The following is a 24,526-nucleotide window of genomic DNA, read 5'->3' as shown; positions in this document are numbered from 1 at the left end:
CGGCCTCGATACCGCCAAGCATCCGCCGCCCGGGCGCCGTCCCCAACCGATCTCACAACCGGAAGGAAGCACCCAGCATGGCGCACCGCGCCCCGACCTCGCATGCCTCGCTGCTCGACCCGACCACCCTCGGCGACCTCCTCCGCGTCGCCTCGGCCCCCGACTACACCCGCTGGGAAGACCAGATCCGCCGCACCGGCGGCTGCTCCGATCCCATCCACCTCACCGGCTGGACCCTCCACAAGGACAAGACCACCGGCGAAACCCTGCACCACTACACGACCGCCGTAGAGCCCGGCGGACGCCTCCGCCTCGCCTGCGGCAACCGCCGAGCCTCCCGCTGCCCCTCCTGCGCCTGGACCTACGCGGGCGACACCTACCACCTCATCCGCGCGGGCCTGGCCGGAGACGACCGCCGAGACGTTCCCACCACGGTCCGGGATCACCCGCGCGTGTTCGCCACGCTCACCGCGCCCTCCTTCGGCCCGGTCCACAACCGCCCCGACCACGGCACCTGCCGTTGCGGCACCCAACACACCCCGGACGCCCCGGAACTGGGCACCGCCCTCGACCCGGCGACGTACGACTACGCGGGCGCCGTTCTGTTCAACAACCACGCCGGACAGCTCTGGCAGCGCTTCACCACCCGCCTGCGCCGCGAACTCGCCGCCCGCGCCGGCCTCACCCGCCGCGAACTCGCCGACCGCGTCCGTGTCTCCTACGGCAAGGTTGCCGAGTTTCAGAAGCGTGGTGCCCTGCACTTCCATGCCGTGATCCGGCTCGACGGACCGGACGGACCAGGAACGCCCCCGCCTGACTGGGCAACGGTCGGTCTCCTCGCAGACGCCATCCATGCTGCTGCCGCGCACTCCTACACGTCCGTGTCCCTCCCGGCCGCCGGGGACCAACCGGCCCGGTCCTTCCGTTGGGGCACACAGCTCGACGTGCGCCCGGTGCAGGCCTTCGGCGACGGCTCCGACATCACCGAACAGGCCGTCGCCTCCTACGTCGCCAAGTACTCCACCAAAGCCGCCGAAAACACCGGCACGCTTGACCGCCGCAACGGCGAACTCGCCGAACTCGACCGCCACCACGTCCCCAACCACACCCGCCGACTCATCACCGCATGCCGCGACCTGGACCGCCTCTACCCGGACCGGCGCCTCTGGGCCTGGGCTCACATGCTCGGCTTCCGCGGCCACTTCTCCTCCAAATCCCGCCGCTTCTCCACCACCCTCGGCGCCCTGCGCCAGACACGCGCCGACTACCGCGCCGCCCAGGAACACGACGCCCTCGCCCTGGACGGCCGCGAGCCGGAAACCGTCCTCGTCCTCACCGACTGGCAGTACGCCGGACACGGCCACAGCCCGGGTGAATCCATCCTCGCCGGCACCATCGCGCGCGGGCTCCAGACCAATCGTGAAACTTCCCGCGACGCGTTGGCCGGACTGGCCGCAGACGAGGGGGAGTGGTGACTGTGGACCGGCTTCTCACCGTGGACCAGGTCGCCGAACGCCTTGGTACCGGGGTCCGCTTTCCTCGACGCCTCATTGAGGAGCGCCGCATCACCTTCGTGAAGGTCGGCCGGCACGTCCGTATCCCTGAAACCGCCGTAGAGGCGTATGTGAGCGCCAACACCGTGGAACCGATCCTCCTGCGGCCCACGGGACTCAGGAGGGCTGCCTGATGGCTGGCAAGCGCAAGTCCCGCCGGGGCTTCGGCCGTGTCCGCAAGCTGCCGTCCGGCCGGTTCCAAGCTCGCTATCCGGGACCTGATGGTGTCCTGCGTCCTGCGGACCGGACGTTCGCCACGACTACGGACGCCGACCGTTGGCTCATGCGGAAGCGCATCGAGATCGAAGAGGGGCGCTGGCTCGACCCGGCCGAGGGACAGACGTCCGTACGCGACTGGGCGGCACGCTGGCTCGCGGCCGTGTCGCCTCAGCTCAAGCACAAGACTCAGGCGTCATACCGGTCTCTGATCAACTCGTTGATCAATCCGGCACTTGGTGATCGTGAACTCTCCAGCCTTCGGCCCATCACGGTCACCGAGTGGGTGGGGGCGATGCGGACCAAGGGGCTCAGTGCGTCGCGCATCCGGCAGGCGTATCGGGTGCTGTCGCAGATCATGCGTTCTGCCGTCGACAACGACATGATCCCGCAGACACCGTGCAGGGGCGTGAGGCTGCCTCGGATGCCGCAGACCGAGCCGCACATCCTCACGCCGCTGGAAGCGTCGCGGATCGTCAAGGGCGCGACCAAGCCGCATGACTTGTTGATCGCTCTCCTTGCGTACGCAGGCCTTCGTGTCGGCGAGGCGTTCGCCCTGCGGCGCGTGGACATCGACGTGTCCGAGGGCTTCGTCCTGGTCGACGAGAACCTGGCCGAGGCGAACGGCACGCTGGTCTTCGACACTCCCAAGTCGCATCAGAAGCGACTGCTCCGCGTGGGCCCGTCCCTTGCCAAGCGGCTCGGCCGGCACTTGGAGACTCTGCCCGGAGGGGATGACGCGCTCCTCTTCACGACCCCCGGCGGCAAGCCCTTGCGCTACAACCAGTGGCGCAAGGCGTACTTCGACCCCGCCGTGGCTGCCGCCGGACTGACTGACGTCACTCCACACGATCTGCGTGCCTCACACGGCACGTGGGTCGCGGACCGGTACGGCGTGATGACCGCAGCCCATCGGCTCGGCCACTCGAATGCCAGCGTCACTACCCGTCACTACGCTCGGCCAGTCGCCGGTCGAGACGACCAGGTTGCTGAAGCAGCGGACACGTGGCTCAGCGGCCACGATGCCGCTCCCACGCGCGATGGTGCATCGCAGTCACAGCTTTGATGGTGATGGCTTAGCCGAATCACTTGTACCGGCGTGGCCGGAGGGGGCCTCTCGTCGAGAGGCCCCCGACGCGTGTTCGAGTTGCGCTACGTTCTTCGCGTCCGATCGGTATCCGAGCCAGGTTTCTGAACCGAAGTGGCCAGCTCCGCGCGTGCCTTTGCCGCCGCGCGGACCTTCTGCGCGCTGAAGACAGCGAACTCCGGCAGACTCATTCCTGCTTCGTACGCACCTTTAATTGCGCTCTTCACGCACTCGAAGAGATAGTCCTCGCCTCCGCAGAATTCGAGCTGCCCGCGTCGTTCGAGCTCTGCGGAGACCTGCGGAACGCCGACTGGCTTGCCCGCCCTGTGCAGGTCCGTGATCGCTTGGTAGATCAGTTGGTGTCGGGGGACAGCGAAAGCGCCAGGCAGGAACGTTGACGGAACTGAGGCGGATGGCGACTCGCGTTGACTAGGCGCCTGTGGGCTCGACTCGTCGGCTGGCGGTGTGAGGGTAGAGGCTGAGGCATGCGCCTTGTCCCACAGTGCCTTGAAGCGGTTGACTTCCGTCTCGGCTACAAGGCGAGGACGAGCTCGGTGAGCTAACTGCTCAACGACCAACTCGACCACGCCCCACGATGGCAAAGTGGGCTTTACGAAGGCGTGGTGGATGTTGGTATGGCTGACTGCCTTTCCTATGGCCAGGTACAGCTTTCGTGCGGAGGGATACCCAGCCTTGCCGTGTAGGACGTGAAGCTCGCTGTTGAAGATCCGGAGAGGCCCCTCCGGGAGCTTCGGCCTAAGCCACTGCGCCACGTGTTACCCCCACCCTCTTCCCCACATGACTTGATCATGATGTTACCTAACGTCATGGTCTGTCAGGAACTGTAAGGGATCACAAAAGGCTGTCAGAACCCGTCAATCACGGCCGTCCGCTGCTGAGGCTGGTCCAAGACACCTACTTGGAGGGGTAAATGGATCACATCAGTACGCGGACTCTTCTGCTCATGCTCGTTGGAGCCTTCACTGTCTATCTGGTCATGCAGTATCCGGCCATAGGCGCAGCCCTTGGAGTGGCTGTTGCGGTGGTGGCTCTTCTGCATCAACTGCTGCAGAGGTAGTCCGGGTGAGCGGGCGCAGGGCCGAGAGCGGTGTGTCCAATGCTGCCCACTAGCTTTGCGGCTGCCGTCTAACGTGTGGGGCACGTAGCGGGCACGCTGGCGATGAATCGCCCCTGCCGGGGCGCCGAGACCTGTCTGACCTGCGGGGGAAGCCGGAAGGACACCCGACCCCGAAAGGTCTTGAAAACCGTCGTGGCGCAAGTCACCGTGGGTTCAAATCCCACACCCACCGCAGTTGTTTGACGGCCCCTGACCAGGCTTCACGGTCGGGGGCCGTCGCCGTTCGGGCCACCGGCGCGAATCCGTTGAGAGGCGTCGTTTTTGCCGCTGGGAGGTGGGTGGGGCGGTCGTTAGGTTCGAGGGGTGGCCGGTGCGGGCCGGGATTCTCGGACTTGGAGGGTGACCCCCATGCACGCCCAGATCGTTCTGTTCGACGGTTTTGATCCGCTCGATGCCGTCGCCCCCTTCGAGGTGCTGTGTGCCGGCGCTACCGCCGCACCCGGTGCGGTGAGTGTGGAGCTGGTGTCCGCCGAGGGGCCGCGGGAGGTGGTCAGCGGTACGAACGGGCTGGCGTTGCGGGCCACGGCCGCGCTCGATCCCGGGCGTGCGGGGCTGATCGTGCTGCCCGGGGCGGCGGGTCGTGTCGGGGAGCCCGGCGAGACCCCGGGCGAGGACACGGCGGCGGGCGACGCGACGATCCCCGTGCTGCTGGGCCGCACCCTCGCCACCGAGTTGCCCGCACTGCTGACGGCGGCGATGGAGAATCCCGAGGTCACCGTCGCCGCCGTGTGCGGAGGGTCGCTCGTGCCGGCCATGGCCGGACTGCTGGAGGGGCGTCACGCCACCACCCACCACATGGGCCTCGACCTGCTCGACGCCACCGGCGTCCACGCGGTGAACGCCCGTGTCGTCGACGACGGCGACCTCGTCACCGGCGCCGGTGTCACCTCGGGGCTCGACCTGGGCCTGTACCTGTTGGAGCGCGAGGTGGGCCCGCGGATCGCCCACGCCGTCGAGGAACTGTTCGCCCACGAGCGCCGCGGCACCGTGTGGAAGGCCGAGGGACCCGTGCCCGTCGGGTTCTGATGCCGCCGTCCACCACTCGTCGTCAGGAAGAGGCACAGCATGCCGGTCCAAGGCACCTGGGACCTGTCCATCTCGACCCCGGTCGGCAGGATCGCGGCGGTCGCCGAGTTCCGGCGGCGCGGGGACGGGCTCCTCGTCGGTACCGCCCACGGGGCGGGGGAGGAAGTACCGCTGCGTGACGTCGTACTCCACGGCGACCGGCTCACCTGGAAGCAGGCGGTCACCAAGCCGTCGCGGCTGAACCTCGCCTTCGACGTGACGGTCGACGGTGACAGCCTGGCCGGTACCTCCCGGGCCGGCCGGCTGCCCGTCTCGAAGGTCACCGGGGCGCGTAGGAGTACTGGCTGAACCGTGGCTCCGAAAGGCGCCGGGAGCGGTCAGGGGCGGTGGCTCGTCATGCGGGCCGCGGAGGCGATCGTGGCGCGGGCTTCGTGTTCCGTCAGTCCGGTGCTGCGGGCGGCCTCGACCAAGGGGGCCACCAGGGCGGCCCCGATGCCGTTCTCGTAGGCGCGGCAGGCCGCCCAGAAGAGGCGGGTGTTGCGCTGGCCCGGGTGGGCGGCGAGGACGAACTGGACGAGTCCCCGGCCGTGGGCGTCGGTCCCGGTGTGGGCGGGAGTGTGCCGACGCGGCCGGGGCGGCGGGAGGAGCAGGCGCAGGAGGGCGGGCGGGCAGGGAGCGGGGGCGAGGTGGGCGGTGCCGGGGGCCGCGGAGTACGCGCCGTGGCGGGTGCGGGAGCCGGGGCCGACCAGGTAGCCGCCGGCGCCCCGGATGTCGATGCCGGGGGCGAGGCGGCCGGCCGAGTTGGGGACGACGGCGTCGGGCGGGCCGCTCAGCCACAGGTGGCGGCCTCCGCTCGGGGTGAGGACGACGACCGTGGGCGGGATCGTGAACAGGTGGCGCAGGGCCAGCTCGCGCAGGGCGGCCGTGGAGTCCGTCTCCGACTTCGTGTCCAGGTCGACGCCGATGAGGTGGTGCGGGGGCAGGCCGCAGGCGATGCCGTAGCCGGTGGCCCAGGGGGCGGCGGCGAACAGTTCGCGGACGCGCGCCGGGTCGGTGGAGGCGTCGTGGACCCCGTGGCCGAGGCGGCCGCACTCGCCGTGGCAGGGGGCGGGGGACGGGTCGTCGCGGTGGGGGGAGCGGAGGGCCGGGAGCTTCGTGCGGGACAGGGGGATGACGGCCAGACCGCGTTCGGCGGCTGACAGGGCGTGCGCGAGGGCCAGCGTCGTGGCCTGCCGGTCTGTGGTGGCCATGACTTCATGTTCGTACGCGCGTTCGAAAAAGGGAAGGGTGGGTGCGTACGACACGCCGGGGCGGGGCGGTGGGGTGGAAAAAGTGCTGGAACGCTTCACCTCTTGCGGTGCTTGGGGTGCAGGTGTCCCTACTGCGCTGGGCTGGGGTGGATGGGAAGCGCAGGGGTTTATCGACTTGTCATCACGCTTGAGGGCGAATCAGGCCTTCCGGGGTGGTTCGCCGGGGTTCGGTGGGCAATTCTGATCACGCGACGTCGTGCACAGCGTCGAGGCGGTCGGCCAACTGCCTCGGCAAGAGCCAGAGTTCTTAACCGCTTCACGCAACTTCACGCAGGTCCAGGCAGCTTCACGTACTGACCGCGCCCACGGCCGCAAGCCGGTGCGCACTTGTTCTGGAGGAACAACATGGCAAGCATCCGTACCGCCCGCGTCGTCGCCGCCGTCGCCGCCCTGCCGCTCGCCGCCGCCCTCTTCGGCGGCATCGCGACGGCGGACAACGGCGCCATCGCGGACGACGGATCGAACGCGACCGCTTCGGAGGCCTTCGCGGGCATCATCGGCAGCGGCGTCGGCGACGACAACAACGGCAACTCGTCGACCACACAGCAGCAGGCCGTCGGCTCGGGGGCCTCGAACCAGAGCAACACCGCGCAGGTCGACGGCTCCGCGTTCACGGCGGTCAACCAGGGCAACGACAACGTGGCCGTCAGCTTCTCCCCGCTGTGGTGGTGAGCTGAGGGGCCGGGGCGCGGGTGCGCTCCCGCGCCCGGTCCCTCACTCTCCGTGCGGGGTGTGCTTCATGGGGTCGCAAGGCGCCTGGGCGGCGGTGTACCGGTTGTTCCGGCACCGCCGCCCAGGCGTTCTCGGGTGCGCGGGGACCTTCCGGCGGTCCTGCCCGCGGTGGCCCCCAGGGGTGAACCCGGGTGAACCCGTACTGCCTCTCCTCCCCTCGTCCACCTACAGGAGGTGCAGTCAGCACCACCCCTACAACCTGAGGCGGACGCGGCTTCGGGACCTGCGGGCGATCCGCCGGGCACCCTCGCGCTCATAGCGTTGAGACATGACCGCACCCGTCTGCACCAGCGCTTCGAACGCCGCCACCGCCATGGCCCCGGCCAAGGCTCCGGCCAGAGCCGTGGCAAGGGCGCAGGCCTTCCCGTACCCGTCGTTCTCGTCGTACGTGAAGGCCCGCCAGCCGGTGCTGCTGCGCACCGCCCGGTCGCTCACCGCGAACCCGAGCGACGCGGAGGACCTGCTGCAGACCGCCCTCACCAAGACCTACGTGGCCTGGGAGCGCATCGAGGACCACCGGGCCCTCGACGGCTATGTGCGCCGGGCGCTGGTGAACACCCGGACGTCGCAGTGGCGCAAGCGCAAGGTCGACGAGTTCGCCTGCGACGAGCTGCCCGAGCCGGAGTCCGTACCGGCCGGCGACGACCCGGCCGAGCGCCAGGCGCTGCACGACGCGATGTGGCGGGCGATCATGAAGCTGCCCGCCCGGCAGCGCGCGATGGTCGTCCTCAGGTACTACGAGGATCTCAGCGAGGCCCAGACGGCCGACGTGCTCGGCGTTTCCGTGGGTACGGTGAAGTCGGCGGTGTCCCGGGCGCTCGGTAAGCTGCGTGAGGACCCCGAGCTGGGATTCGTCCGGTCCTGAGCCGAGGTCCGTCCGGTCCTGAGCCGAGGTCCGTCCGGCCCTGAACGGAGGTCCGTCCGGTCCTGAGCCGGGCTTCGTCCGGTTCCGAGCCGGTATGCGTCCGTCCCGGCCCGGTGCGTGTGCCGCCGTCGAGGGCGCCCGTCGGGACACCCCGGAGACGTCCGCACACTGATCGATCAGCCCGGAGTAGTGACATACCGCGCGGTATGTGCGCAGAATCAGCGCAACCCTTACCGCCGCGTAGGCAATGTCGCCCCGGGAGGACACCGTGCTGAGCACGATGCAGGACGTACCGCTGCTGATTTCGAGGATCCTGAACCACGGGTCGACGATCCACGGCAGCTCGCAGGTGACCACCTGGACCGGTGAGGACGAGCCGCACCGCCGCTCCTTCGCCGAGATCGGCGAGCGTGCCGCCCAGCTGGCGCACGCCCTGCGCGAGGACCTCGCCGTCGGCGACGACGAGCGCGTGGCCACCCTCATGTGGAACAACGCCGAGCACGTCGAGGCCTACTTCGCGATCCCCTCCATGGGCGCGGTCCTCCACACCCTCAATCTCCGCCTCCCGCCCGAGCAGCTGGCCTGGATCGTGAACCACGCGGCCGACCGCGTCGTGATCGCCAACGGCTCCCTGCTGCCGCTGCTCGCCCCGCTGCTCCCGCACCTGAAGACGGTCGAGCACGTCGTCGTCACCGGCCCCGGCGACCGCGCCCTGCTGGCTGGTGCGTCGGTCCAGGTGCACGAGTACGAGGACCTGATCGCCGGGAAGCCGACGGCCTACGACTGGCCCGAGCTGGACGAGCGGGCCGCCGCCGCCATGTGCTACACCTCCGGCACCACCGGCGACCCCAAGGGCGTGGTCTACAGCCACCGCTCCATCTACCTGCACTCCATGCAGGTCAACATGGCTCAGTCGATGGGCCTGACCGACGAGGACACCTCACTGGTCGTCGTTCCGCAGTTCCACGTCAACGCCTGGGGCCTGCCGCACGCCACCTTCATGACCGGCGTGAACATGCTGATGCCGGACCGCTTCCTCCAGCCCGCCCCGCTCGCCGAGATGATCGAGGGCGAGCGGCCGTCCCACGCCGCCGCCGTCCCCACCATCTGGCAGGGCCTGCTCGCCGAGCTGACCGCCAAGCCGAGGGACGTCTCCTCCCTCACCCAGGTCACCATCGGCGGCTCCGCCTGCCCGCCCTCCCTCATGGAGGCCTTCGACCAGCTCGGCATGCGAGTCTGCCACGCCTGGGGCATGACGGAGACCTCCCCGCTCGGCACGGTCGCCCGGCCGCCGGCCCACGCGATCGGCACCGACCGGGAGTTCGCCTACCGCCTCACCCAGGGCCGCTTCCCGGCCGGCGTCGAGGCCCGCCTCACCGGTCCCGGCGGCGAGCGCCTGCCCTGGGACGGCGAGTCCGCCGGTGAGCTGGAGGTGCGCGGCAACTGGATCGCCGGCGCGTACTACAACGGGCCGGGCGCCGAGCCGCTGCGCCCCGAGGACAAGTTCAGCGAGGACGGCTGGCTGAAGACCGGCGACGTCGGCATCATCTCCCCCGACGGCTTCCTCACCCTCACCGACCGCGCCAAGGACGTCATCAAGTCCGGCGGCGAGTGGATCTCCTCCGTGGAGCTGGAGAACGCGCTGATGTCCCACCCGGACGTCGCCGAGGCCGCCGTCGTCGCCGTCCCCGACGACAAGTGGGGCGAGCGCCCGCTGGCCACCGTCGTCCTCAAGGAGGGCGCGAGCGTCGGCTTCGAGGAACTGCGGGCTTTCCTCGCCGAGGACGGCAAGATCGCCAAGTGGCAGCTCCCGGAGCGCTGGACGGTGATCGAGGCGGTGCCGAAGACGAGCGTCGGCAAGTTCGACAAGAAGGTGCTGCGCAGGCAGTACGCCGACGGAGGGCTGGACGTGACCCGGCTCTGACCGGGTCCGCAGCGCGCGTACGCCGGGCGGTGTCGAGCCCGGCGTACGCGCGTCAGTTGGTGCCGATCCGGGAGAGCAGCTCGACGATCCGGGTCTGCACCTCGCCGCTGGTGGAACGCTCCGCCAGGAACAGCACCGTCTCGCCCGAGGCCAGCCGCGGCAGGTCGGCCTGGTCGACGGCGGCGGTGTAGACGACGAGCGGGGTGCGGTTGAGCTGCCCGTTCGCGCGCAGCCAGTCGATGATCCCGGCGTGCCCCTCCTGGCGCGCCTCGATCTGCATCAGGTCCATCACGACCAGGTTGGGCCGGAACTGCCCGGCCAGCGTCACCGCGTCGGCGTCGCTCGCCGCCCGCGCCACCTGCATCCCGCGCCGCTCCAGCGTCGCGGTCAGCGCCAGCGCGATCTCCGCGTGCTCCTCGATCAGCAGGACGCGCGGCGGGTGCTGCTCACTGTCGCGCGGCGCGAGCGCCTTCAGCAGTACGGCGGGGTCGGCGCCGTACGCGGCGTCCCGCGAGGCCTGTCCGAGGCCGGCCGTGACCAGCACCGGCACCTCGGCCGCCACCGCCGCCTGGCGCAGGGACTGGAGCGCGGTACGGGTGATGGGGCCGGTCAGCGGGTCCACGAACAGCGCGGCGGGGAACGCCGCGATCTGGGCGTCGACCTCCTCGCGCGAGTTCACGGTGACCGGCCGGTAACCACGGTCGCTGAGCGCCTGCTGCGTGGACACGTCCGGAGCGGGCCACACCAGCAGCCGCCGCGGGTTGTCCAGCGGCTCCGGCGGCAACTCGTCGTCCATCGGCTGCGGACGCGGCGGGTCGGCGACCTCCACGGCCCCGCCGGGCCCGTCCAGCGGCTCGGGACCCTCGGCGGCGTTGCGGTCCGGCGCGCCTATGGCGTACGAGCGTCCGACGCCCTCCGTCCCCGGCATGCGCCGGGGCTGACCCCCGGTCAGGGACGGCTGCTCCTGGGGCTGGGGGCGAGGCTGGGGCTGGCCCGCGCCCTGGGCCTGGCCCGCGCCCTGGGCCTGGCCCGCGGCAGGGCCCTGGGGCTGCTGGGGCTGCTGGGGCCGGGCCGGCGGCTGCGTGGTGGCGGCCGGCTGGTCCGTGCGCGCGGCGGCCGGGTCGGGCGGCGTACCCAGCTTGCGGCGCCGGCCCGAACCGCCCGGCTGCTGCGGGGCGGGGGTGGCCGTCGGCTGCTGCACCTGGACCGCCTGCCGGTTGAACGGCACGCCCTGGCCCAGCGTCCGCACGCTGATCGCCCGCCCCTGGGTCGAGTTCGGGTCGACGGGCGCGGACGACTCGGCGGGCAGCGGCTGCGCCGCGCGCGGGGCGGGTGCGTTCTCGGGCGGCAGCGGCGTGCCCTGGCTCGGCGTGGTCGCGGGAACGGCCCGCGGGCGCGCCGGGGCCGCGGGTGCGGCGGGGGTCCCCGGGGCGGGTGCCGGCGTGGGGCCGGTGGTGCCGTCGGGCGCCGCGGGGGTCTCCGTGCCCGGTGCGGTGCCCGGCGCTCCGGGAGTGGCCGCGCCCGGAGCGGTGGCGTCCGGTGCGGTGGCGTCCGGCGCGGTCGCGTGCGGACCGGTGCCCGGCACGTCCGTGGCGGCCGCCGGCCAGGGCTGCGGCGCGGGCTGTCCGGTAGTGGGCTGATCGGTGGCGGGCTGACCGGTGGCGGGCTGGGCGCGCGCCGTCGGGTCGGCCGGCGCGGCCGGCGCGGGTGCCTGCTGACCGGCGGTGCTCTGCGGCGGAACGGGCCCTCCGTGCACGGGTGCCGACGGGGCCGGACCACCCGGCGCCGGCCCGGGCGAGGCCGCCTCCGCCTGCGGGGCGGTCGCGGCCCGGCGGCGCCGTCCGGTGGGCGCCTCGGCCGGGTGCGGCTGCGGCGGGGTGTGGTCGTCGGCCTGGTCGTGCGGTACGGCGTCGTGCCGGCCGTCGTCGACGAGGGCGTCACCGGGGACGGTCGGTCCGGGCAGCGGTCCGGGGCCCCGTCCGTGCTCCTGTCCCTGCTGATGCCCCTGGCCATGCGGAGCGGGCGCCGGGGTCGCCGCGGCCGCCGTCCCACCGGCGGACCCCACCGTCGCGGCCGCTGCCTGCCCATCCGCCCCTCCGGACTCCGCCACGGCGTCGGACGGCCGGTCCGCGTCGGCGGGCGGCAGGGCGAACACCTGACGGGGTGCTGCTTCCTGCGCGGCGGCGCGCTCGTTCGCGGAGGCCAGGGCGCGACGCCTGCGCCCGGTGGGCCGGTCCGCGTCCGCCGGGTCCGACTCACCGGCCTGCGCGGGGAGGGCCGGCGGCAGCGCCTGCTGCGCGGCACCGTCCCGCCGGGCACGCCGGCCGGTCGGCGCGGGAACGCCCTGCGGCGGTACGGTCCCGCCCAGACCGGTGTTGGAGGCCGCGGCCCCGCCACCGTGTTCCCCGGCCATGACGACGGCGCCCTCGGACACGCCGGCGGGAAGCGCCATCGGGTGCGCGGCCTCGACGGCGCCGGCCGCGTCCTCCGCCGGGCGACCGCGCCTGCGCCCGGTACCGCCGGACCCCTCGCCCGGGGCGGCCTGCGCGGGAACCGGCAGCGGTGCGGACGCCTGCGCCACCTGTTCTCCAGCCTGGGCCTGGGCCTGGGCCGCGCGTCGCCTGCGCCGTCCCGTCGGCGCGGCACCCGAACCCTGGGGACCGGCCTCGGCGGCACCGGCCCCGTCGGCACCCTCGCCCGCCGCTCCCGCGACCTCGCTCTCCAGGAACGCGTCGACGGACGCCCGCCGGGCACGCCGCCGCCCGCCACCGGACCCGGCCGCCTCCGCACCGGCCGCACCACCGACCGTGCCCGCGGCACCCGCAGCAGCGTCCTCGGCGCCGCCCGGTCCCGAGGCCGGTACCGGCACCGACGCCTGATTGGGTACGGACTCCGGTGCCGGGGCCCGGCCCGCGACGGCTCCCGCCCCGCCCCCGATCGGCACCTCCAGCACGAACGCGCTGCCGCTCATACCCGGCACCTCGTGCGTCTGGAGCACGCCACCGTGCGCCCGCACGATCCCGCGCACGATCGGCTCGTGCACCGGGTCGCCCCCGGAGTACGGCCCGCGCACCTCGATGCGTACGACCTCGCCGCGCTGCGCCGCCGCGACCACGACGGTGTTGTCCAGGTAGCCGCCGGTCGCCGACACGGGCGAGTTGCCGGTGGCGTCGACGCCCGCCACGTCCGCGACGAGGTGGGCGAGGGCGATCGCGAGCAGCCGGTGGTCGACCTCGGCCTCGATGGGCGGCGCGTGCACCGCGAACTGCACCCGTCCCGGCCCGATCAGCTCGACGGCACCGTCGACACCGGAGGCGACGACCGCGTCGAGCATCACCTTCGTACGGGCGACGCCCTCGTTGCCGACGTCGAGGCGCTGGTAGCCGAGGACGTTGTCGATGAGCGTGGTGATGCGCGAGTAACCGGCCGACAGGTGGTGCAGCACCTGGTTGGCCTCGGGCCACAGCTGCCCGGCGTCGTCCGACGCCAGCGCGGCGAGTTCCTGGCGCAGTTCGTCCAGGGGGCCGCGCAGGGAGCCGCCGAGGAGGGTGAGGAGCTGCTCGTGCCGGGCGGCGAGCGCCTCGTAGCGGTCCTTCTCCCGTTCGCCGAGGGCGGCGTAGCGGTCCGCGTCCGCGGCGACCTCCTCCGCGTGCTTCTCCCGCAGCTCCTCCAGCTCACTCACGTGCTCCTGGCGCAGGGCGGTCAGCTCGGCGGCGTGCTCCTCGGAGAGCCGCTCCAGCTCCTCGGCGTGCCGCCGCTCCGCGTCCTCGTGCTCCTTGACCAACGCGTCGTAGGGGCGCCGGTCGGTGAAGGTCATCACGGCGCCGACGAGCTGGTCGCCGTCGCGCACGGGGGCGGTTGTCAGGTCGACCGGCACCTGGTCGCCGCTCTTGGAGAACAGCACCTGCCCGCGCACCCGGTGCTTGCGTCCGGAGCGCAGGGTGTCGGCGAGCGGGGACTCGTCGTACGGGAACGGGGAGCCGTCGGCCCGGGAGTGGAGTACGAGGGTGTGCAGCTCACGGCCGCCGAGGTCGCTGGCGCGGTAGCCCAGTATCTGGGCGGCGGCCGGGTTGACGAGGACGATCCGCCCGTCGGTGTCGGTGCCGACGACGCCCTCGGCGGCGGCCCGCAGGATCATCTCGGTCTGCCGCTGCGAACGGGCCAGTTCGGCCTCGGTGTCGACGGTGCCGGAGAGGTCGCGGACGACGAGCATCAGCAGTTCGTCGCCGGTGTAGCCGTAGTTGTCGTAGGCCTGCTGGCCGGTCTCCAGGTTGGCGCTGGTGACCTCGACGGGGAACTCACTGCCGTCGGTGCGCCGGGCGACCATGCGGGTCGGCTTGGTGCGCGCGCGGGGGTCGATGTGGTCGGGGCGCCGCATCGAGCCGGGGATGAGCCGCGAGTCGAACTCCGGCAGCAGGTCCAGCAGCCCGCGCCCGACCAGCGCCGTGCCCGGCGTCTCGAAGGCCTCCAGCGCGATGGTGTTGGCGTTGACGACGGTGCCGTTGGCGTTGACCAGGACCAACGCGTCCGGCAGCGCGTCCAGTATGGCTGCGAGGCGAGCAGCGCCTCGGGATGGCCTGCTGCTCACGAGACGCTTCCCTCCTGTTACCGCACTTGCCGACCGCTCGGGCCATCCTGCCAATCGGCCCGCAGCGTGTCACGCGAGGGAGTCTAAGGGTTGGGGCCCGGCGGGCGGTGCGGGACGGGACGTAGGTCGCACGCGGGAATGACGCAGAACGTGTGACCGATGCCCCCGGGCGCCGCCCTTCCGGCACCCGCCGGAGCCGCCTACGACCGTCCCGGCGCGCCCACCTCGGGCAGCAGCGGCACCATGCGGTCCCAGCGGGAGATCTCGCAGCCGTCGCGGCGGTCGTACGTCACGTCGACCGGGCGGCCGGCCCAGGTACCCGTGACGTGTGCGGTGGCCGGGCCGCCGTACTGCATGGTGCAGACGCTGCCCTCGGGGACCGGCGCGAAGGCGTCCTGTCCCCAGCGCGTGTCGCGCTCGACGACGGCGCAGGCGCCGGCCGGGTCGGGGTGGGTGCCGCCGGCGGGGCCGCAGGACAGCTCGTACGTGCCGTCGGCGTCCGGGCCGGCGTCCCGGACGGTGACGGTCAGGTGGTCCGTGGCCCGGGCGTCCGGGCCGACGGCGGGGGCGTGCGGGCTGGTGGCGGGGCCGACGGCGGGGGTGTGCGGGCCGGCGGCCGTGGCCGGGTGCGCGGACAGGGCGGCGAGGCTCGCGACGGACAGGGCGGCGGCGCCGAGGAGGCGGGCGGCGGGGACTCGGGTGACCTGCGACATGACCTGACTAACGCGCCGGCCCGCCGGACGTTGCGCGACGGGTCGCCGACCACGCCGTAAGGCTTTGCCCTGCGGCCCGCCCGCCTAGTACCGTAGGGGTCGATTGGTGACAGCGCGCTCAACTGTGTCATCATCGGCACGCACCGCTCGCGCTCGCCCGCGAGTCGGTGATGTTGTCTGGAGGCGTCGCCTAGTCCGGTCTATGGCGCCGCACTGCTAATGCGGTTTGGGGCTTACCCCCCATCGAGGGTTCAAATCCCTCCGCCTCCGCACCCATCACCGAAGCCCCGGCCCACTTGGTCGGGGCTTCGGTGTTTTCGCAGGTCACAAGGGGTGTGGTCAATGGATTTCACATGACGGCGGCAGTCATGTAATGTTCTTCCTGTCGCCGCGAGCGGGCCGAAAGGGCCGGGAGCGACGGTAGAACTGAAAAGACAAGCACTCGTAGCTTAACGGATAGAGCATCTGACTACGGATCAGAAGGTTGCAGGTTCGAATCCTGCCGAGTGCACAGCAGACCAGAGGCCCTGTGGAGTGATCCACAGGGCCTCTGGTTTTTGCCTTGACGGCAGTGTTTGACGGCAACCTCCTCACGGGGCGGGTGGCGAACCGGCTGGGCTCGGGTGAGTCATGAGATCCACCCGATGCGGAGCTGAGTAGCCGTACTCATGCGACAGCCTCGCAGAGGCGAGCATGGTGGCGAGTATGAACCTGCCCGCTGCCGCGCCGGCCTTCGATGCCACCACTGGCCCCGGACCGCGGCGCCGTGCGGACCGCGGTGCCGATATCGGGGCCGGGTGTGGTCTCGTGCTCCTGGAGCTGACCATCCTTGTGGTGATCTTCGGACTCTGGTTCCTGTCCGGGTTCAACCTCGACCCAGCGAAGAGCGTCACGACCGACCCGTTGTGGAACTACCTGGTTGCTGCTGGCGGAGTCGGGCTCCTCGCCGTTGCGGCGGCCGCGACAGCGGCGTGGGCCGGAGCCGTCGTCACGGTTGTCTCCCAAGCCGGCATGGCCGCCTTGGTCTGCATCGTTGTCTTCGGTGGCGTTGAGGTTCAGTCCCATCAAGACCAGCGGTGCCGCGACGTACCGTCAGCGGTGGGCTGCGAAGGACACGGCGCCGCACTGACGTTCGGTGTGACGGTCGAGTCGGCGGAACGACAGGGTTTCCACAACCGGGGCGGATCCGGACCTTCATGCCACGGCTGGAAGTGCCATGTCCCCTGCTCCCACGCGGCGTAGGCCACGTCTGCGGAGCCCAGGCGGTGCGAGATGGCGCCCTCACGGGCCCCAGAGAGCGCGGTCCAGGGCTGGGCAGGCCAGTCGGCCGTGGCCTCGATCGGATACCCGGGTTTCACGGCGTACCGGCCTCGATGGCTCTCGACCTCCCAGACCGTTGAGCCGCGACGGTTGAGGACCATGCGCTGAGCCGTGGGCGTGAGCGCCCGGTCCGAGCCCACGTGTGGTGGCCCGGACCGGGCGGAAACGGTCGGTGGTGGGCAGCGTCAGGCGTTGTCCGCGGCCCTGCGGCGGCGTGCGGCGACGACCGTGCCGGCGCCGAGTGCCACGGCGACGGCGCTCGCGATGCCGAGCGGCGCCAGCGCGGGGGACGTGCCGGTCTGGGCGAGGGTGCCGCCGGTCCCGGTGGCCGACGTGCGCACCGTGTCCACCGTCTGCGTCGTCTGCTGCGGGGTGCCGCCCTGCGGGGAGGTACCCGTGCCCGCGGTGTCCGGTCGCTTGTCGTCGTCCTTGCCGGGCTTGCCGGGGTCGGCCTCGTCCACCGGGCCGGGGTCGCTGTCCGCGGGCAGGAGTTCGAAGTCGTAGCGCTTCATCGGGCCCAGGACGCAGGGCTTGTACGCGCTGGAGGCGTCTGCGGCGAACAGGGCGAAGGCGTCGGCGGCCCCGGCGCCGGCGGCGACCTTCATCCGCAGCTTCACGTCGCTGTGCTCGCCGGGCTTCATGGTGTCGACGGGGGCGATGTGCTCGGGCCGGTTGCCGCCCAGGGTCTTCCAGCCGGAGCCGTCGGACCACTTGACCTTCAGCGCGCCCTTCGCACCGCTGCCCTCGCCCTTCACGTGCACGAAGGCCAGGGGGTCCACGTCCAGCGTGCGCTCGGACCCGTTGGTCACGCGCAGGGTGAAGTCGACGGTGGTGCCGGCGACGACCTTGGACGGCAGCCCCACCGCGAGCGCGGTCAGTCCGTCCTCGCGGACGCACTCCTTCGCGGTGCCGAGCGCCTCCTCGGCAGCCTCCTTGGCCTCAAGGGCCTTGTCCAGGGCCGTCTTGAGCTTCCCGTACGCGCGCACCGCCGCCACCCGGGCGTCGTCCAGCGCGGTCTGGGCCGCCTCGGCGGCGGCGTCGGCCTCCTGCCTGGCCCCGACGGCCTCCGCCAGGTCGGTCTCGGCGGCCTCCAGGGCCAGCTGCGCCTCGGCCTTCTCGGCGTCGGTCCCGGCCGCCTCGACCGCGGCCCGCGCGTCCGTGACGGCCTTCTCGGCGGCCGCCTCGGCGTCGGCCGCGTCCTTGGCCGCCTTGGCAGCCGTGATCGTGGCCGCCTTGAGCGGGTGGGTGTCGGAGTCCAGCGCCGCCATGGCGGCGTCGACCGTCTTCCGCCCCTCCTTCTCGGCGGCGAGGGCGTCCTCGTACTCCTTGGCCGCGTCCGCGGCGGCCTTCTCCAGCTCCGCGTATGTGGGCTGGTGCTGCGTCTGCGCCGAGGGCGTCCCGGCGGCGAACGCCGGAGCGGAGGTGAGCAGTACGACGGGCGTGGCGACCGCGACCGCGGCGGCCACGGACAGGGAACGACGGAGTCTCACAAACGGGCCCTTCGTGGGAAGAGACGGTGGGGGCCGGCCGCCGGGAGTGGAGGGGTCGGCCTGGAAGTGTGATGAGTTTATGATCAACGGGGCCGTCCGTGCCGGGCAATACCGGGGCACAGGTCTGTCCCAGACGCGTCGCAAGGTCGCACCGCCCGGTGAAGAGGGCCCGTGACTGTGTCTAGGGTGTGCCCATGTTGCGACGACGCGTCTCCATATCCGACAGGCCGACCGCCACCCGGCCGAGCCTCGACGGAGGCATCCGGTGAACAAGCCGCTGAGGGCCGTGGCGATCTTCTGCGGGCTGCTGGTGCTCGGCCTGCTGATCCGTGCGAACTGGCTGCAGTACGTCCGGGCCCCGGAGCTCGCCTCCGACACCAAGAACCGGCGGGTGCAGATCGAGCAGTTCTCCACCCCGCGCGGCGACATCATCGTCGGCGGGCGGGCCATCACGGGCTCCGCCGAGACCGAGGGCGACCTCAAGTACAAGCGCACCTACGTCAACGGGCCGATGTACGCGCCGGTGACGGGGTACGCGTCGCAGGCCCAGGGCATGACGCTGCTGGAGAAGACCTACGACGGCATCCTGACCGGCAAGGACGACCGGCTGGCGTTCCAGCGGTTCGCCGACGTCGTCAGCGGGGAGGGCCGCCGGGCGGGCTCGGTGGTCACCACCATCGACCCGAAGGCGCAGAAGGCCGCGTGGGACGGGCTGACCAAGCTGGAGGGCGCCCGGGGAGCCGTGGTCGCGCTCGACCCGAGCACGGGCAAGGTGCTGGCGCTGGTGTCGGCGCCCTCCTACGACCCGTCGACGTTCTCGGGCGGCACCTTCAACGAGTCGGACCGCTTCGTCGCGCTCACCAAGGAGAAGCGCAAGCCGCTCGCCAACCGCGCGCTGCGCGAGACCTACCCGCCGGGCTCCACCTTCAAGATCCTCACCGCGGCCGCCGCACTGGAGCACGGAGCGGTCACCGACATCGACGCGCGCACGGACGCCGAGTCGCCGTACCAGCTGCCGCAGTCCAGCACCAAGATCGGCAGTGAGGCCGGCGACGCCGTCTGCGACAAGGCCTCGATGAAGGTCGCGATGCAGTGGTCGTGCAACAACGTCTTCCTCGACGCCGCCGCCGAGCTGGGGCCGGAGAAGATGCGGGAGACGGCCGAGAAGTTCGGCTTCAACGAGGACGTCTACTCCGACGACTTCGGCGACCTGCTCGCCACCAAGAGCCTCTACCCCGAGGACCTCGACCTGCCGGGCACCGCGCTCACCGGCATGGGACAGGGCAGCCTCACCAGCACGCCGATGCAGATGGCCATGGTCACCGCCGCGCTGGCCAACGACGGCAAGCTGATGCAGCCCTACATCGTCGACGAGGTCAAGGGCCCGGACCTCGACACGCTGGAGAAGACCGAACCCGCGGTGATGAGCGAGGCGGTCTCCGCCGAGACCGCGCAGAAGGTCCAGCAGATGATGGAGTTCACCGCCAAGGAGGGCAGCGCCGAGCGTGCCCTGATCGACGGCATCACGGTCGGCGGCAAGACGGGTACCGCGCAGCGCGGCGTCGACGTGGACGAGAAGGTGCCCTACGGCTGGTTCGTCTCCTACGGCAAGAAGGACGACGGGTCCTCCGTCGCCGTCGCCGTCTTCATCGACCCGACCGACATGGACATCTCCCGCGCGGACATCTCCGGTGGACGCCTCGGCGCGCCCATCGCCCGGGACGTCATGAAGGCGGTCCTGCAGCAGTGACGCGGAGCGCGGTGGCGGGTCAGGCCCGGCCGGCGTCGTACGCCTCGCGGGCCTGCTCCACCGCGGTCATCCGCCGTTCCGTCCAGCGGGCGAGGTCCCGGACCTGCTCGGCGGCCTCCCGGCCGAGGTCCGTGAGCGAGTAGTCCACGCGGGGCGGGATCACCGGCTCGGCCTCCCGGTGGACCAGGCCGTCGCGCTCCAGGGTCCGCAGGGTCTGCGCCAGCATCTTCTCGCTGACCCGGCCGATCTCCCGGCGCAGTTCGCTGAAGCGGTAGGGGCGGTCCAGCAGGGCGATCAGGGCCAAGGTGCCCCAGCGGCTGGTGACGTGCTCCATGACCAGGCGTTCCGGGCACGTCGCGTCGCTTCCCATCATGCTCATACCGTACGTCGTGGCGGGCACTGTCTTCCGGGCAGTGCCCGCCACGTCGCTGTGGCTGTGGCTGCCGGTGGCGGTGGCGGTGGCGGTGGCGTTGTCAGTGGTGGCCTCTACGCTCGGCGGGGATGGCACAGACGTGGAAGTGCTCGGGGCTGCGGTGGGCGGCGGACGGTCCCGTGCTGACGTGGGTCGGGGGACGGCGCAGTGCGCTGGTCCGGGGGAGAAGGGTGGCCTTCGGGGTCGCTGAGGGGGGTGAGCGGACCTGCGTGGGGGCACGGGGGCACGGGTGCCCGGTGCGGGCCGGCGTGCCGGGGCGGAGTACGGGGGCGCGGTGCGAGGAGTGCGCGCGGCTGGACCGGGCGCACTCCGTGGCCGCCGACACCGTCGCGGACGATCCGCGGCCGTACCGCGTCTACCTGGCGTGGTTCGGGCCGGGCCTGGTCAAGGTCGGGATCACCGCGTACGAGCGGGGGTCTGCCCGGCTGCTGGAGCAGGGCGCGGTCTGCTTCAGCTGGCTGGGCCACGGCCCGCTGATGGCCGCGCGGCGGACGGAGGAGCTGCTGCGGGCCGCGCTGGGGGTGCCCGACCGCATCCCCTACGCCCAGAAGCGTGCGGTGCGGTCCGGACTGCCGGGGTCGGAGGGGGAGCGGACGGCCGAGATCGCGGAGCTGCACGCGCGGGCGGTGGCGCTGGGCGGCTGGCCGGAGTCGCTGACGCCGGAGCCGTTCCGGGGCGTGGACCATGCGGCCGCCTTCGGCATCGCGGAGGCGGGGGCCGAGGTTCCGGGCGCCGTGGGGGAGGTGACCGAACTGGTGGCGGGTGGTGCGATCGGGGGCGGGCTGGTGGCCGTCGCGGGGCCCGATCTGCATCTGGCGACGGAGCGGGGGGTGATCGCGCTCGACTCGCGGCTGATGACCGGGTGGGAGCTGGTGGCGGCCGGGGGTGAGCCGTGTGCCGTGCCCCTGCGGGAGTTCAGGGACACGGCGGCCGGAGTGCAGGACGGGCTGTTCTGACCCCTTCCCGGCCCCTTGTTCCGGCCCTTTGTTCCGGCCCTTTGTTCCGGCCTCTTGTCCCGGCCTCTTGATCCGGACCCTTGTTCCGGGGGCGGGCCGGGCGCGATCGTGGCTCCATGAGCGATCAGGAGGCCGGACAGGTCCGCCGGTTCTGGGAGGGGCTCGGGCTGCCCGGGCTGGTCGACGTGCACACGCACTTCATGCCCGAGCGCGTGCTGCGCAAGGTGTGGGGCTACTTCGACTCCCTCGGGCCGCTGACCGGCGGTGTCGAGTGGCCGATCACCTACCGGAGGGAGGAGGACGAACGGACGGCACTGTTGCGGGAGTTCGGTGTGCGCTCCTTCACCGCCATGCTGTACCCGCACAAAGCGGGCATGGCCCGGTGGCTGAACGGCTGGGCGGTGGACTTCGCCCGCCGGACCCCTGACTGCCTGCACACCTCCACCCTCTTCCCCGAGCCCGGTGTCGAGGCGTACGTCCGCGAGGCGGTCGAGGCGGGGGCGCGGGTCTTCAAGGCGCACGTCCAGGTCGGTGCCTACGACCCGGCCGACGAGCTGCTCGACGGCGCGTGGGGGCTGCTCGCCGATGCGGGGGTGCCCGTCGTGATCCACTGCGGGTCCGGGCCGGCGCCCGGCAAGCACACCGGGCCCGAGCCGATCGCCCGCGTACTGGCCCGCCACCCCCGGCTGCGGCTGGTGGTCGCGCACATGGGGATGCCCGAGTACGAGGACTTCCTGGACCTGGCCGAGCGGTACGGCGAGGTGCGGCTGGACACCACCATGGCGTTCACCGACTTCAGCGAGCGGCTCGCCCCCTTCCCCCGGCGGGCGCTGCCCCGGCTGGCCGGCCTCGGCGACCGCGTCCTGCTCGGGACGGACTTCCCCAACATCCCCTACCCCTATCTGCACCAGCTGCGCGCGCTGGAGCGGCTGGAGCTCGGTGACGCGTGGCTGCGGAACGTGTGCCACGACAACGGGGCCCGGCTGTTCGAGCTGCCCGGGCACTGACGGCGACGGCGACCAGGACCGGTCCGGCCGGGCGCGCCGGGGAGCCCGAGCCCTCTGTGGGTTTCTCAGGAAAATCACAGGTTGGCGAAAGAGTGCTCTCAGAGCGCACCGCCAGGGTGACCGGTATGACCACGACCTCGCCCCAGGGGCGCACCGAACTGCTGAGGCCGGACGGGAGCCCCGTCCGGGTGCTGGTGGTGGACGACGAGTTGTCCATCACCGAACTGCTCTCCATGGCCCTGCGCTACGAGGGCTGGCAGATCCGCAGCGCGGGCGACGGCCACGGCGCCGTCCAGGCCGCGCGCGAGTTCCGGCCCGACGCGGTGGTGCTGGACATGATGCTGCCCGACATGGACGGGCTGAGCGCGCTGGGGCGGCTGCGCCGCGACCTGCCGGACGTGCCGGTGCTGTTCCTGACCGCCAAGGACGCGGTCGAGGACCGTATCGCCGGGCTGACCGCGGGCGGGGACGACTACGTCACCAAGCCGTTCAGCCTGGAGGAGGTCGTCGCCCGGCTGCGCGGACTGATCCGGCGCACCGGTGCCGCCGACCGGCGCTCCGAGTCCGTACTGGTCGTCGGCGACCTCACCCTCGACGAGGACAGCCACGAGGTGACGCGGGGCGGCGACGGCATCCACCTCACCGCCACCGAGTTCGAGCTGCTGCGGTTCCTGATGCGCAACCCGAGGCGTGTGCTGAGCAAGGCGCAGATCCTGGACCGCGTGTGGTCGTACGACTTCGGCGGGCAGGCCAACGTCGTCGAGCTGTACATCTCCTACCTGCGCCGGAAGATCGACGCCGGGCGCGAACCGATGATCCACACCCGGCGCGGCGCCGGCTACCTGATCAAGCCCGCGGTGTCGTGAGCGGACGGCGGCGACCGCGTCCGCGGACCCTGCGGACGCGGCTCGTCGTCGCGTCGGTGGCGCTGATCGCGGTGGTGTGCGCGGTGATCGGCACGGTGACGACGGTGGCGCTGCGGTCGCACCTGTACGACCAGCTGGACAAGCAGCTGGACGAGGTCGCGATGCGGGTGTCCGGCTTCGGGCCGCCCGGCGGGGCCGGACCCGGTGGCCTTCTGCCCGGCGCCGACGGCCCGCGGCGGATGGACCTGGACGAGTTCGTCACCCGCGGTCCGCAGCCGCTCGGCACGATCGTCGCCGAGGTCCGGGGCGGCGTCGTCGTCGACGCCAAGTACGGCGAGAAGGACGACGACAGCACCGACTTCAGCGGTATCGGCCCGGTCGCCCTCACCGAGGCGGAACGCGCCGCGCTGGCCTCCGCACCCCGGGACGGGGACAAACACACGGTCGAGATCGGCGGCCTCGGCGACTACCGCGTGGAGTACCGGGACGGCTACTACGCAGCCGTCCCCACCTCCGAGGTCACCGGCACCGTCGGCACTCTGGTCATCGTCGAGGCCAGCGTCACCGCCGCCGGTCTCGTCGCCGCCTGTCTCGCCGGCACCGTCATCGTCGGTGTCGCCACCCGCCCCCTGCGCAGGGTCGCCGCCACCGCCACCCGCGTCTCCGAACTCCCCCTGCACGCCGGTGAAGTGAACCTCGACGAACGCGTCCCGGAGTCCGAGTGCGACCCGCACACCGAGGTCGGCCGGGTCGGCGCCGCGCTCAACCGGATGCTGGACCACGTGCACGGGGCGCTGCACGCCCGCCAGGAGAGCGAGACGCGGGTACGGCAGTTCGTCGCCGACGCCAGTCACGAGCTGCGCACGCCGCTCGCCTCGATCCGCGGGTACGCCGAACTCACCCGCCGGGGAGGGGAACAGGTCGGCCCCGACACCCGGCACGCGCTGGGCCGCATCGAGTCCGAGGCCGGGCGGATGACCGGGCTGGTCGAGGACCTGCTCCTGCTCGCCCGCCTGGACGCCGGACGGCCGCTGGAGTTCGGGCGGACCGACCTCGTACCACTCGTCGTGGACACCGTCAGCGACGCCCGCGCGGCCGGGCCGGACCACACCTGGCGCCTCGACCTGCCCGACGAACCGGCGATCGTCTCGGCGGACGCCGCCCGGCTCCAGCAGGTGCTGGTCAACCTGCTGGCCAACGCCCGCAGCCACACCCCGCCCGGCACCACCGTCACCGCGCGCGTACGGCGCGCCGGGGCGTGGCTGCGCGCGGACGTGGAGGACAACGGGCCGGGCATCCCGGCAGGGCTGCTGCCGCACGTCTTCGAGCGGTTCGCGCGCGGCGACTCGGCCCGCACCCGCGCCACCGGGTCGACGGGCCTCGGGCTCGCCATCGTGCAGGCCGTGGCGGCCGCGCACGGCGGCGCCGTCACCGTCGACAGCGTGCCCGGACGCACCGTCTTCACCCTGCGCCTGCCGGCCCCGCAGGACGCGCCGGCGCACTCACAGGCACAGCACAGCGTCACCACACGGGTGCGACAGGGGAGTTGAGA

General features: G+C 72.2%; 19 protein-coding genes, 2 tRNA genes and 2 pseudogenes. 16 read left to right on the top strand and 7 right to left on the bottom strand.

Going from position 1 to position 24,526, the window contains the following annotated elements; all coding sequences use genetic code 11:
* Positions 1-77: 77 nt before the first annotated feature.
* The 3 genes from repSA to M6G08_RS07365 are packed head-to-tail and all read left to right on the top strand — an operon-like array spanning position 78 to position 2,835.
* Positions 78-1,475 carry a replication initiator protein RepSA gene (gene repSA, locus M6G08_RS07375; protein ID WP_272586371.1) on the top strand — a complete coding sequence of 466 codons (1,398 nt, stop codon included), beginning with the start codon at positions 78-80 and terminating at the stop codon, positions 1,473-1,475.
* Positions 1,469-1,687, top strand: a complete 219-nt coding sequence (locus M6G08_RS07370; RefSeq protein WP_030403155.1) for a helix-turn-helix domain-containing protein — start codon at positions 1,469-1,471, stop codon at positions 1,685-1,687. Before repSA ends, M6G08_RS07370 begins: the two co-directional genes overlap by 7 nt.
* Positions 1,687-2,835 carry a tyrosine-type recombinase/integrase gene (locus M6G08_RS07365; RefSeq protein WP_272586370.1) on the top strand — a complete coding sequence of 383 codons (1,149 nt, stop codon included), beginning with the start codon at positions 1,687-1,689 and terminating at the stop codon, positions 2,833-2,835. The genes M6G08_RS07370 and M6G08_RS07365 overlap by 1 nt, the downstream gene beginning before the upstream one ends.
* A gap of 86 nt (positions 2,836-2,921) precedes the next feature.
* Here M6G08_RS07365 and M6G08_RS07360 read toward each other — a convergent pair whose 3' ends face one another.
* The gene (locus M6G08_RS07360; protein WP_272586369.1) at positions 2,922-3,443 is read right to left on the bottom strand and encodes a DnaB-like helicase N-terminal domain-containing protein; all 522 of its coding nucleotides are present in this window, start codon (positions 3,441-3,443) and stop codon (positions 2,922-2,924) included.
* A gap of 899 nt (positions 3,444-4,342) precedes the next feature.
* Here M6G08_RS07360 and M6G08_RS07355 point away from each other — a divergent pair.
* A complete protein-coding gene (locus M6G08_RS07355) occupies positions 4,343-5,020 on the top strand; it encodes a DJ-1/PfpI family protein (RefSeq protein WP_272586368.1) in 678 nt (225 codons plus the stop codon).
* 39 nt (positions 5,021-5,059) lie between these two features.
* Positions 5,060-5,368 carry a hypothetical protein gene (locus M6G08_RS07350; RefSeq protein WP_272586367.1) on the top strand — a complete coding sequence of 103 codons (309 nt, stop codon included), beginning with the start codon at positions 5,060-5,062 and terminating at the stop codon, positions 5,366-5,368.
* Positions 5,369-5,397: 29 nt separating this feature from the next.
* Here the strand turns inward: M6G08_RS07350 and M6G08_RS07345 are convergent, their stop codons facing one another.
* Positions 5,398-6,270 carry a bifunctional DNA primase/polymerase gene (locus M6G08_RS07345; protein WP_272586366.1) on the bottom strand — a complete coding sequence of 291 codons (873 nt, stop codon included), beginning with the start codon at positions 6,268-6,270 and terminating at the stop codon, positions 5,398-5,400.
* A gap of 405 nt (positions 6,271-6,675) precedes the next feature.
* Here M6G08_RS07345 and M6G08_RS07340 point away from each other — a divergent pair, with 405 nt between their 5' ends.
* From M6G08_RS07340 to M6G08_RS07330, 3 genes are all read left to right on the top strand, one after another.
* Positions 6,676-7,002, top strand: a complete 327-nt coding sequence (locus M6G08_RS07340; RefSeq protein WP_272586365.1) for a hypothetical protein — start codon at positions 6,676-6,678, stop codon at positions 7,000-7,002.
* A 328-nt stretch (positions 7,003-7,330) separates the two neighbouring features.
* Positions 7,331-7,927 carry a SigE family RNA polymerase sigma factor gene (locus M6G08_RS07335; RefSeq protein WP_272586364.1) on the top strand — a complete coding sequence of 199 codons (597 nt, stop codon included), beginning with the start codon at positions 7,331-7,333 and terminating at the stop codon, positions 7,925-7,927.
* Between the two features lie 247 nt (positions 7,928-8,174).
* Entirely contained in the window at positions 8,175-9,851 is a 1,677-nt protein-coding gene (locus tag M6G08_RS07330; protein WP_272586363.1) for a long-chain fatty acid--CoA ligase, read from the top strand.
* Between the two features lie 52 nt (positions 9,852-9,903).
* Here M6G08_RS07330 and M6G08_RS07325 read toward each other — a convergent pair whose 3' ends face one another.
* Together M6G08_RS07325 and M6G08_RS07320 are read right to left on the bottom strand one after the other, a co-directional pair.
* Positions 9,904-14,439 (bottom strand): hybrid sensor histidine kinase/response regulator, encoded by a 4,536-nt coding sequence (locus tag M6G08_RS07325; RefSeq protein ID WP_272586362.1) that lies wholly within the window; start codon positions 14,437-14,439, stop codon positions 9,904-9,906.
* A gap of 200 nt (positions 14,440-14,639) precedes the next feature.
* Complete coding sequence (locus M6G08_RS07320; RefSeq protein ID WP_272586361.1) at positions 14,640-15,152, bottom strand: SSI family serine proteinase inhibitor; 513 nt, start codon at positions 15,150-15,152, stop codon at positions 14,640-14,642.
* A 179-nt stretch (positions 15,153-15,331) separates the two neighbouring features.
* Here M6G08_RS07320 and M6G08_RS07315 point away from each other — a divergent pair.
* The 3 genes and pseudogenes from M6G08_RS07315 to M6G08_RS07305 form a co-directional block, all read left to right on the top strand.
* Positions 15,332-15,422, top strand: a tRNA-Ser gene (locus tag M6G08_RS07315).
* A gap of 168 nt (positions 15,423-15,590) precedes the next feature.
* Positions 15,591-15,663: transfer RNA gene (locus M6G08_RS07310), tRNA-Arg, on the top strand.
* A gap of 182 nt (positions 15,664-15,845) precedes the next feature.
* A pseudogene (locus tag M6G08_RS07305) lies at positions 15,846-16,211 on the top strand (DUF6234 family protein); the annotation flags it as partial.
* 59 nt (positions 16,212-16,270) lie between these two features.
* Here M6G08_RS07305 and M6G08_RS07300 read toward each other — a convergent pair.
* Together M6G08_RS07300 and M6G08_RS07295 are read right to left on the bottom strand one after the other, a co-directional pair.
* Positions 16,271-16,573: pseudogene (locus M6G08_RS07300) on the bottom strand (protein kinase); the annotation flags it as partial.
* Between the two features lie 84 nt (positions 16,574-16,657).
* Positions 16,658-17,962 (bottom strand): hypothetical protein, encoded by a 1,305-nt coding sequence (locus M6G08_RS07295; protein WP_272586359.1) that lies wholly within the window; start codon positions 17,960-17,962, stop codon positions 16,658-16,660.
* Positions 17,963-18,227: 265 nt separating this feature from the next.
* On the opposite strand from M6G08_RS07295, the gene M6G08_RS07290 reads away from it, so the two are divergent.
* The gene (locus M6G08_RS07290) at positions 18,228-19,712 is read left to right on the top strand and encodes a peptidoglycan D,D-transpeptidase FtsI family protein (RefSeq protein ID WP_272586358.1); all 1,485 of its coding nucleotides are present in this window, start codon (positions 18,228-18,230) and stop codon (positions 19,710-19,712) included.
* 19 nt (positions 19,713-19,731) lie between these two features.
* Here M6G08_RS07290 and M6G08_RS07285 read toward each other — a convergent pair whose 3' ends face one another.
* Positions 19,732-20,091, bottom strand: coding sequence for a winged helix-turn-helix transcriptional regulator (locus M6G08_RS07285; RefSeq protein WP_272586357.1), 360 nt, complete (start codon positions 20,089-20,091; stop codon positions 19,732-19,734).
* 122 nt (positions 20,092-20,213) lie between these two features.
* On the opposite strand from M6G08_RS07285, the gene M6G08_RS07280 reads away from it, so the two are divergent.
* From M6G08_RS07280 to M6G08_RS07265, 4 genes are all read left to right on the top strand, one after another.
* The gene (locus M6G08_RS07280) at positions 20,214-21,101 is read left to right on the top strand and encodes a DUF2797 domain-containing protein (RefSeq protein ID WP_272586356.1); all 888 of its coding nucleotides are present in this window, start codon (positions 20,214-20,216) and stop codon (positions 21,099-21,101) included.
* A 116-nt stretch (positions 21,102-21,217) separates the two neighbouring features.
* Positions 21,218-22,108 carry an amidohydrolase family protein gene (locus M6G08_RS07275; protein WP_272586355.1) on the top strand — a complete coding sequence of 297 codons (891 nt, stop codon included), beginning with the start codon at positions 21,218-21,220 and terminating at the stop codon, positions 22,106-22,108.
* A 125-nt stretch (positions 22,109-22,233) separates the two neighbouring features.
* Positions 22,234-22,974, top strand: coding sequence for a response regulator transcription factor (locus M6G08_RS07270; RefSeq protein WP_272586354.1), 741 nt, complete (start codon positions 22,234-22,236; stop codon positions 22,972-22,974).
* Positions 22,971-24,524 (top strand): HAMP domain-containing sensor histidine kinase, encoded by a 1,554-nt coding sequence (locus M6G08_RS07265; protein WP_272586353.1) that lies wholly within the window; start codon positions 22,971-22,973, stop codon positions 24,522-24,524. Before M6G08_RS07270 ends, M6G08_RS07265 begins: the two co-directional genes overlap by 4 nt.
* The last annotated feature ends 2 nt before the right edge of the window (positions 24,525-24,526 follow it).

The organism is Streptomyces sp. M92 (assembly GCF_028473745.1).
Taxonomy (GTDB): domain Bacteria; phylum Actinomycetota; class Actinomycetes; order Streptomycetales; family Streptomycetaceae; genus Streptomyces.
Note: the sequence above shows the minus strand (reverse complement) of the source record. Positions and strands in the feature narration are given on the sequence as shown.

Bases quoted from the DNA above. Each gene is read 5' to 3' on its own strand.
- M6G08_RS07330 (WP_272586363.1), top strand. From the start codon at position 8,175: ATGTCGCCCCGGGAGGACACCGTGCTGAGCACGATGCAGGACGTACCG.
- M6G08_RS07355 (WP_272586368.1), top strand. From the start codon at position 4,343: ATGCACGCCCAGATCGTTCTGTTCGACGGTTTTGATCCGCTCGATGCC.
- M6G08_RS07345 (WP_272586366.1), bottom strand. From the start codon at position 6,270: ATGGCCACCACAGACCGGCAGGCCACGACGCTGGCCCTCGCGCACGCC.
- M6G08_RS07275 (WP_272586355.1), top strand. From the start codon at position 21,218: ATGAGCGATCAGGAGGCCGGACAGGTCCGCCGGTTCTGGGAGGGGCTC.
- M6G08_RS07350 (WP_272586367.1), top strand. From the start codon at position 5,060: ATGCCGGTCCAAGGCACCTGGGACCTGTCCATCTCGACCCCGGTCGGC.
- M6G08_RS07365 (WP_272586370.1), top strand. From the start codon at position 1,687: ATGGCTGGCAAGCGCAAGTCCCGCCGGGGCTTCGGCCGTGTCCGCAAG.
- M6G08_RS07280 (WP_272586356.1), top strand. From the start codon at position 20,214: ATGGCACAGACGTGGAAGTGCTCGGGGCTGCGGTGGGCGGCGGACGGT.
- M6G08_RS07320 (WP_272586361.1), bottom strand. From the start codon at position 15,152: ATGTCGCAGGTCACCCGAGTCCCCGCCGCCCGCCTCCTCGGCGCCGCC.
- M6G08_RS07340 (WP_272586365.1), top strand. From the start codon at position 6,676: ATGGCAAGCATCCGTACCGCCCGCGTCGTCGCCGCCGTCGCCGCCCTG.
- M6G08_RS07285 (WP_272586357.1), bottom strand. From the start codon at position 20,091: ATGAGCATGATGGGAAGCGACGCGACGTGCCCGGAACGCCTGGTCATG.
- M6G08_RS07335 (WP_272586364.1), top strand. From the start codon at position 7,331: ATGACCGCACCCGTCTGCACCAGCGCTTCGAACGCCGCCACCGCCATG.
- M6G08_RS07270 (WP_272586354.1), top strand. From the start codon at position 22,234: ATGACCACGACCTCGCCCCAGGGGCGCACCGAACTGCTGAGGCCGGAC.
- repSA (WP_272586371.1), top strand. From the start codon at position 78: ATGGCGCACCGCGCCCCGACCTCGCATGCCTCGCTGCTCGACCCGACC.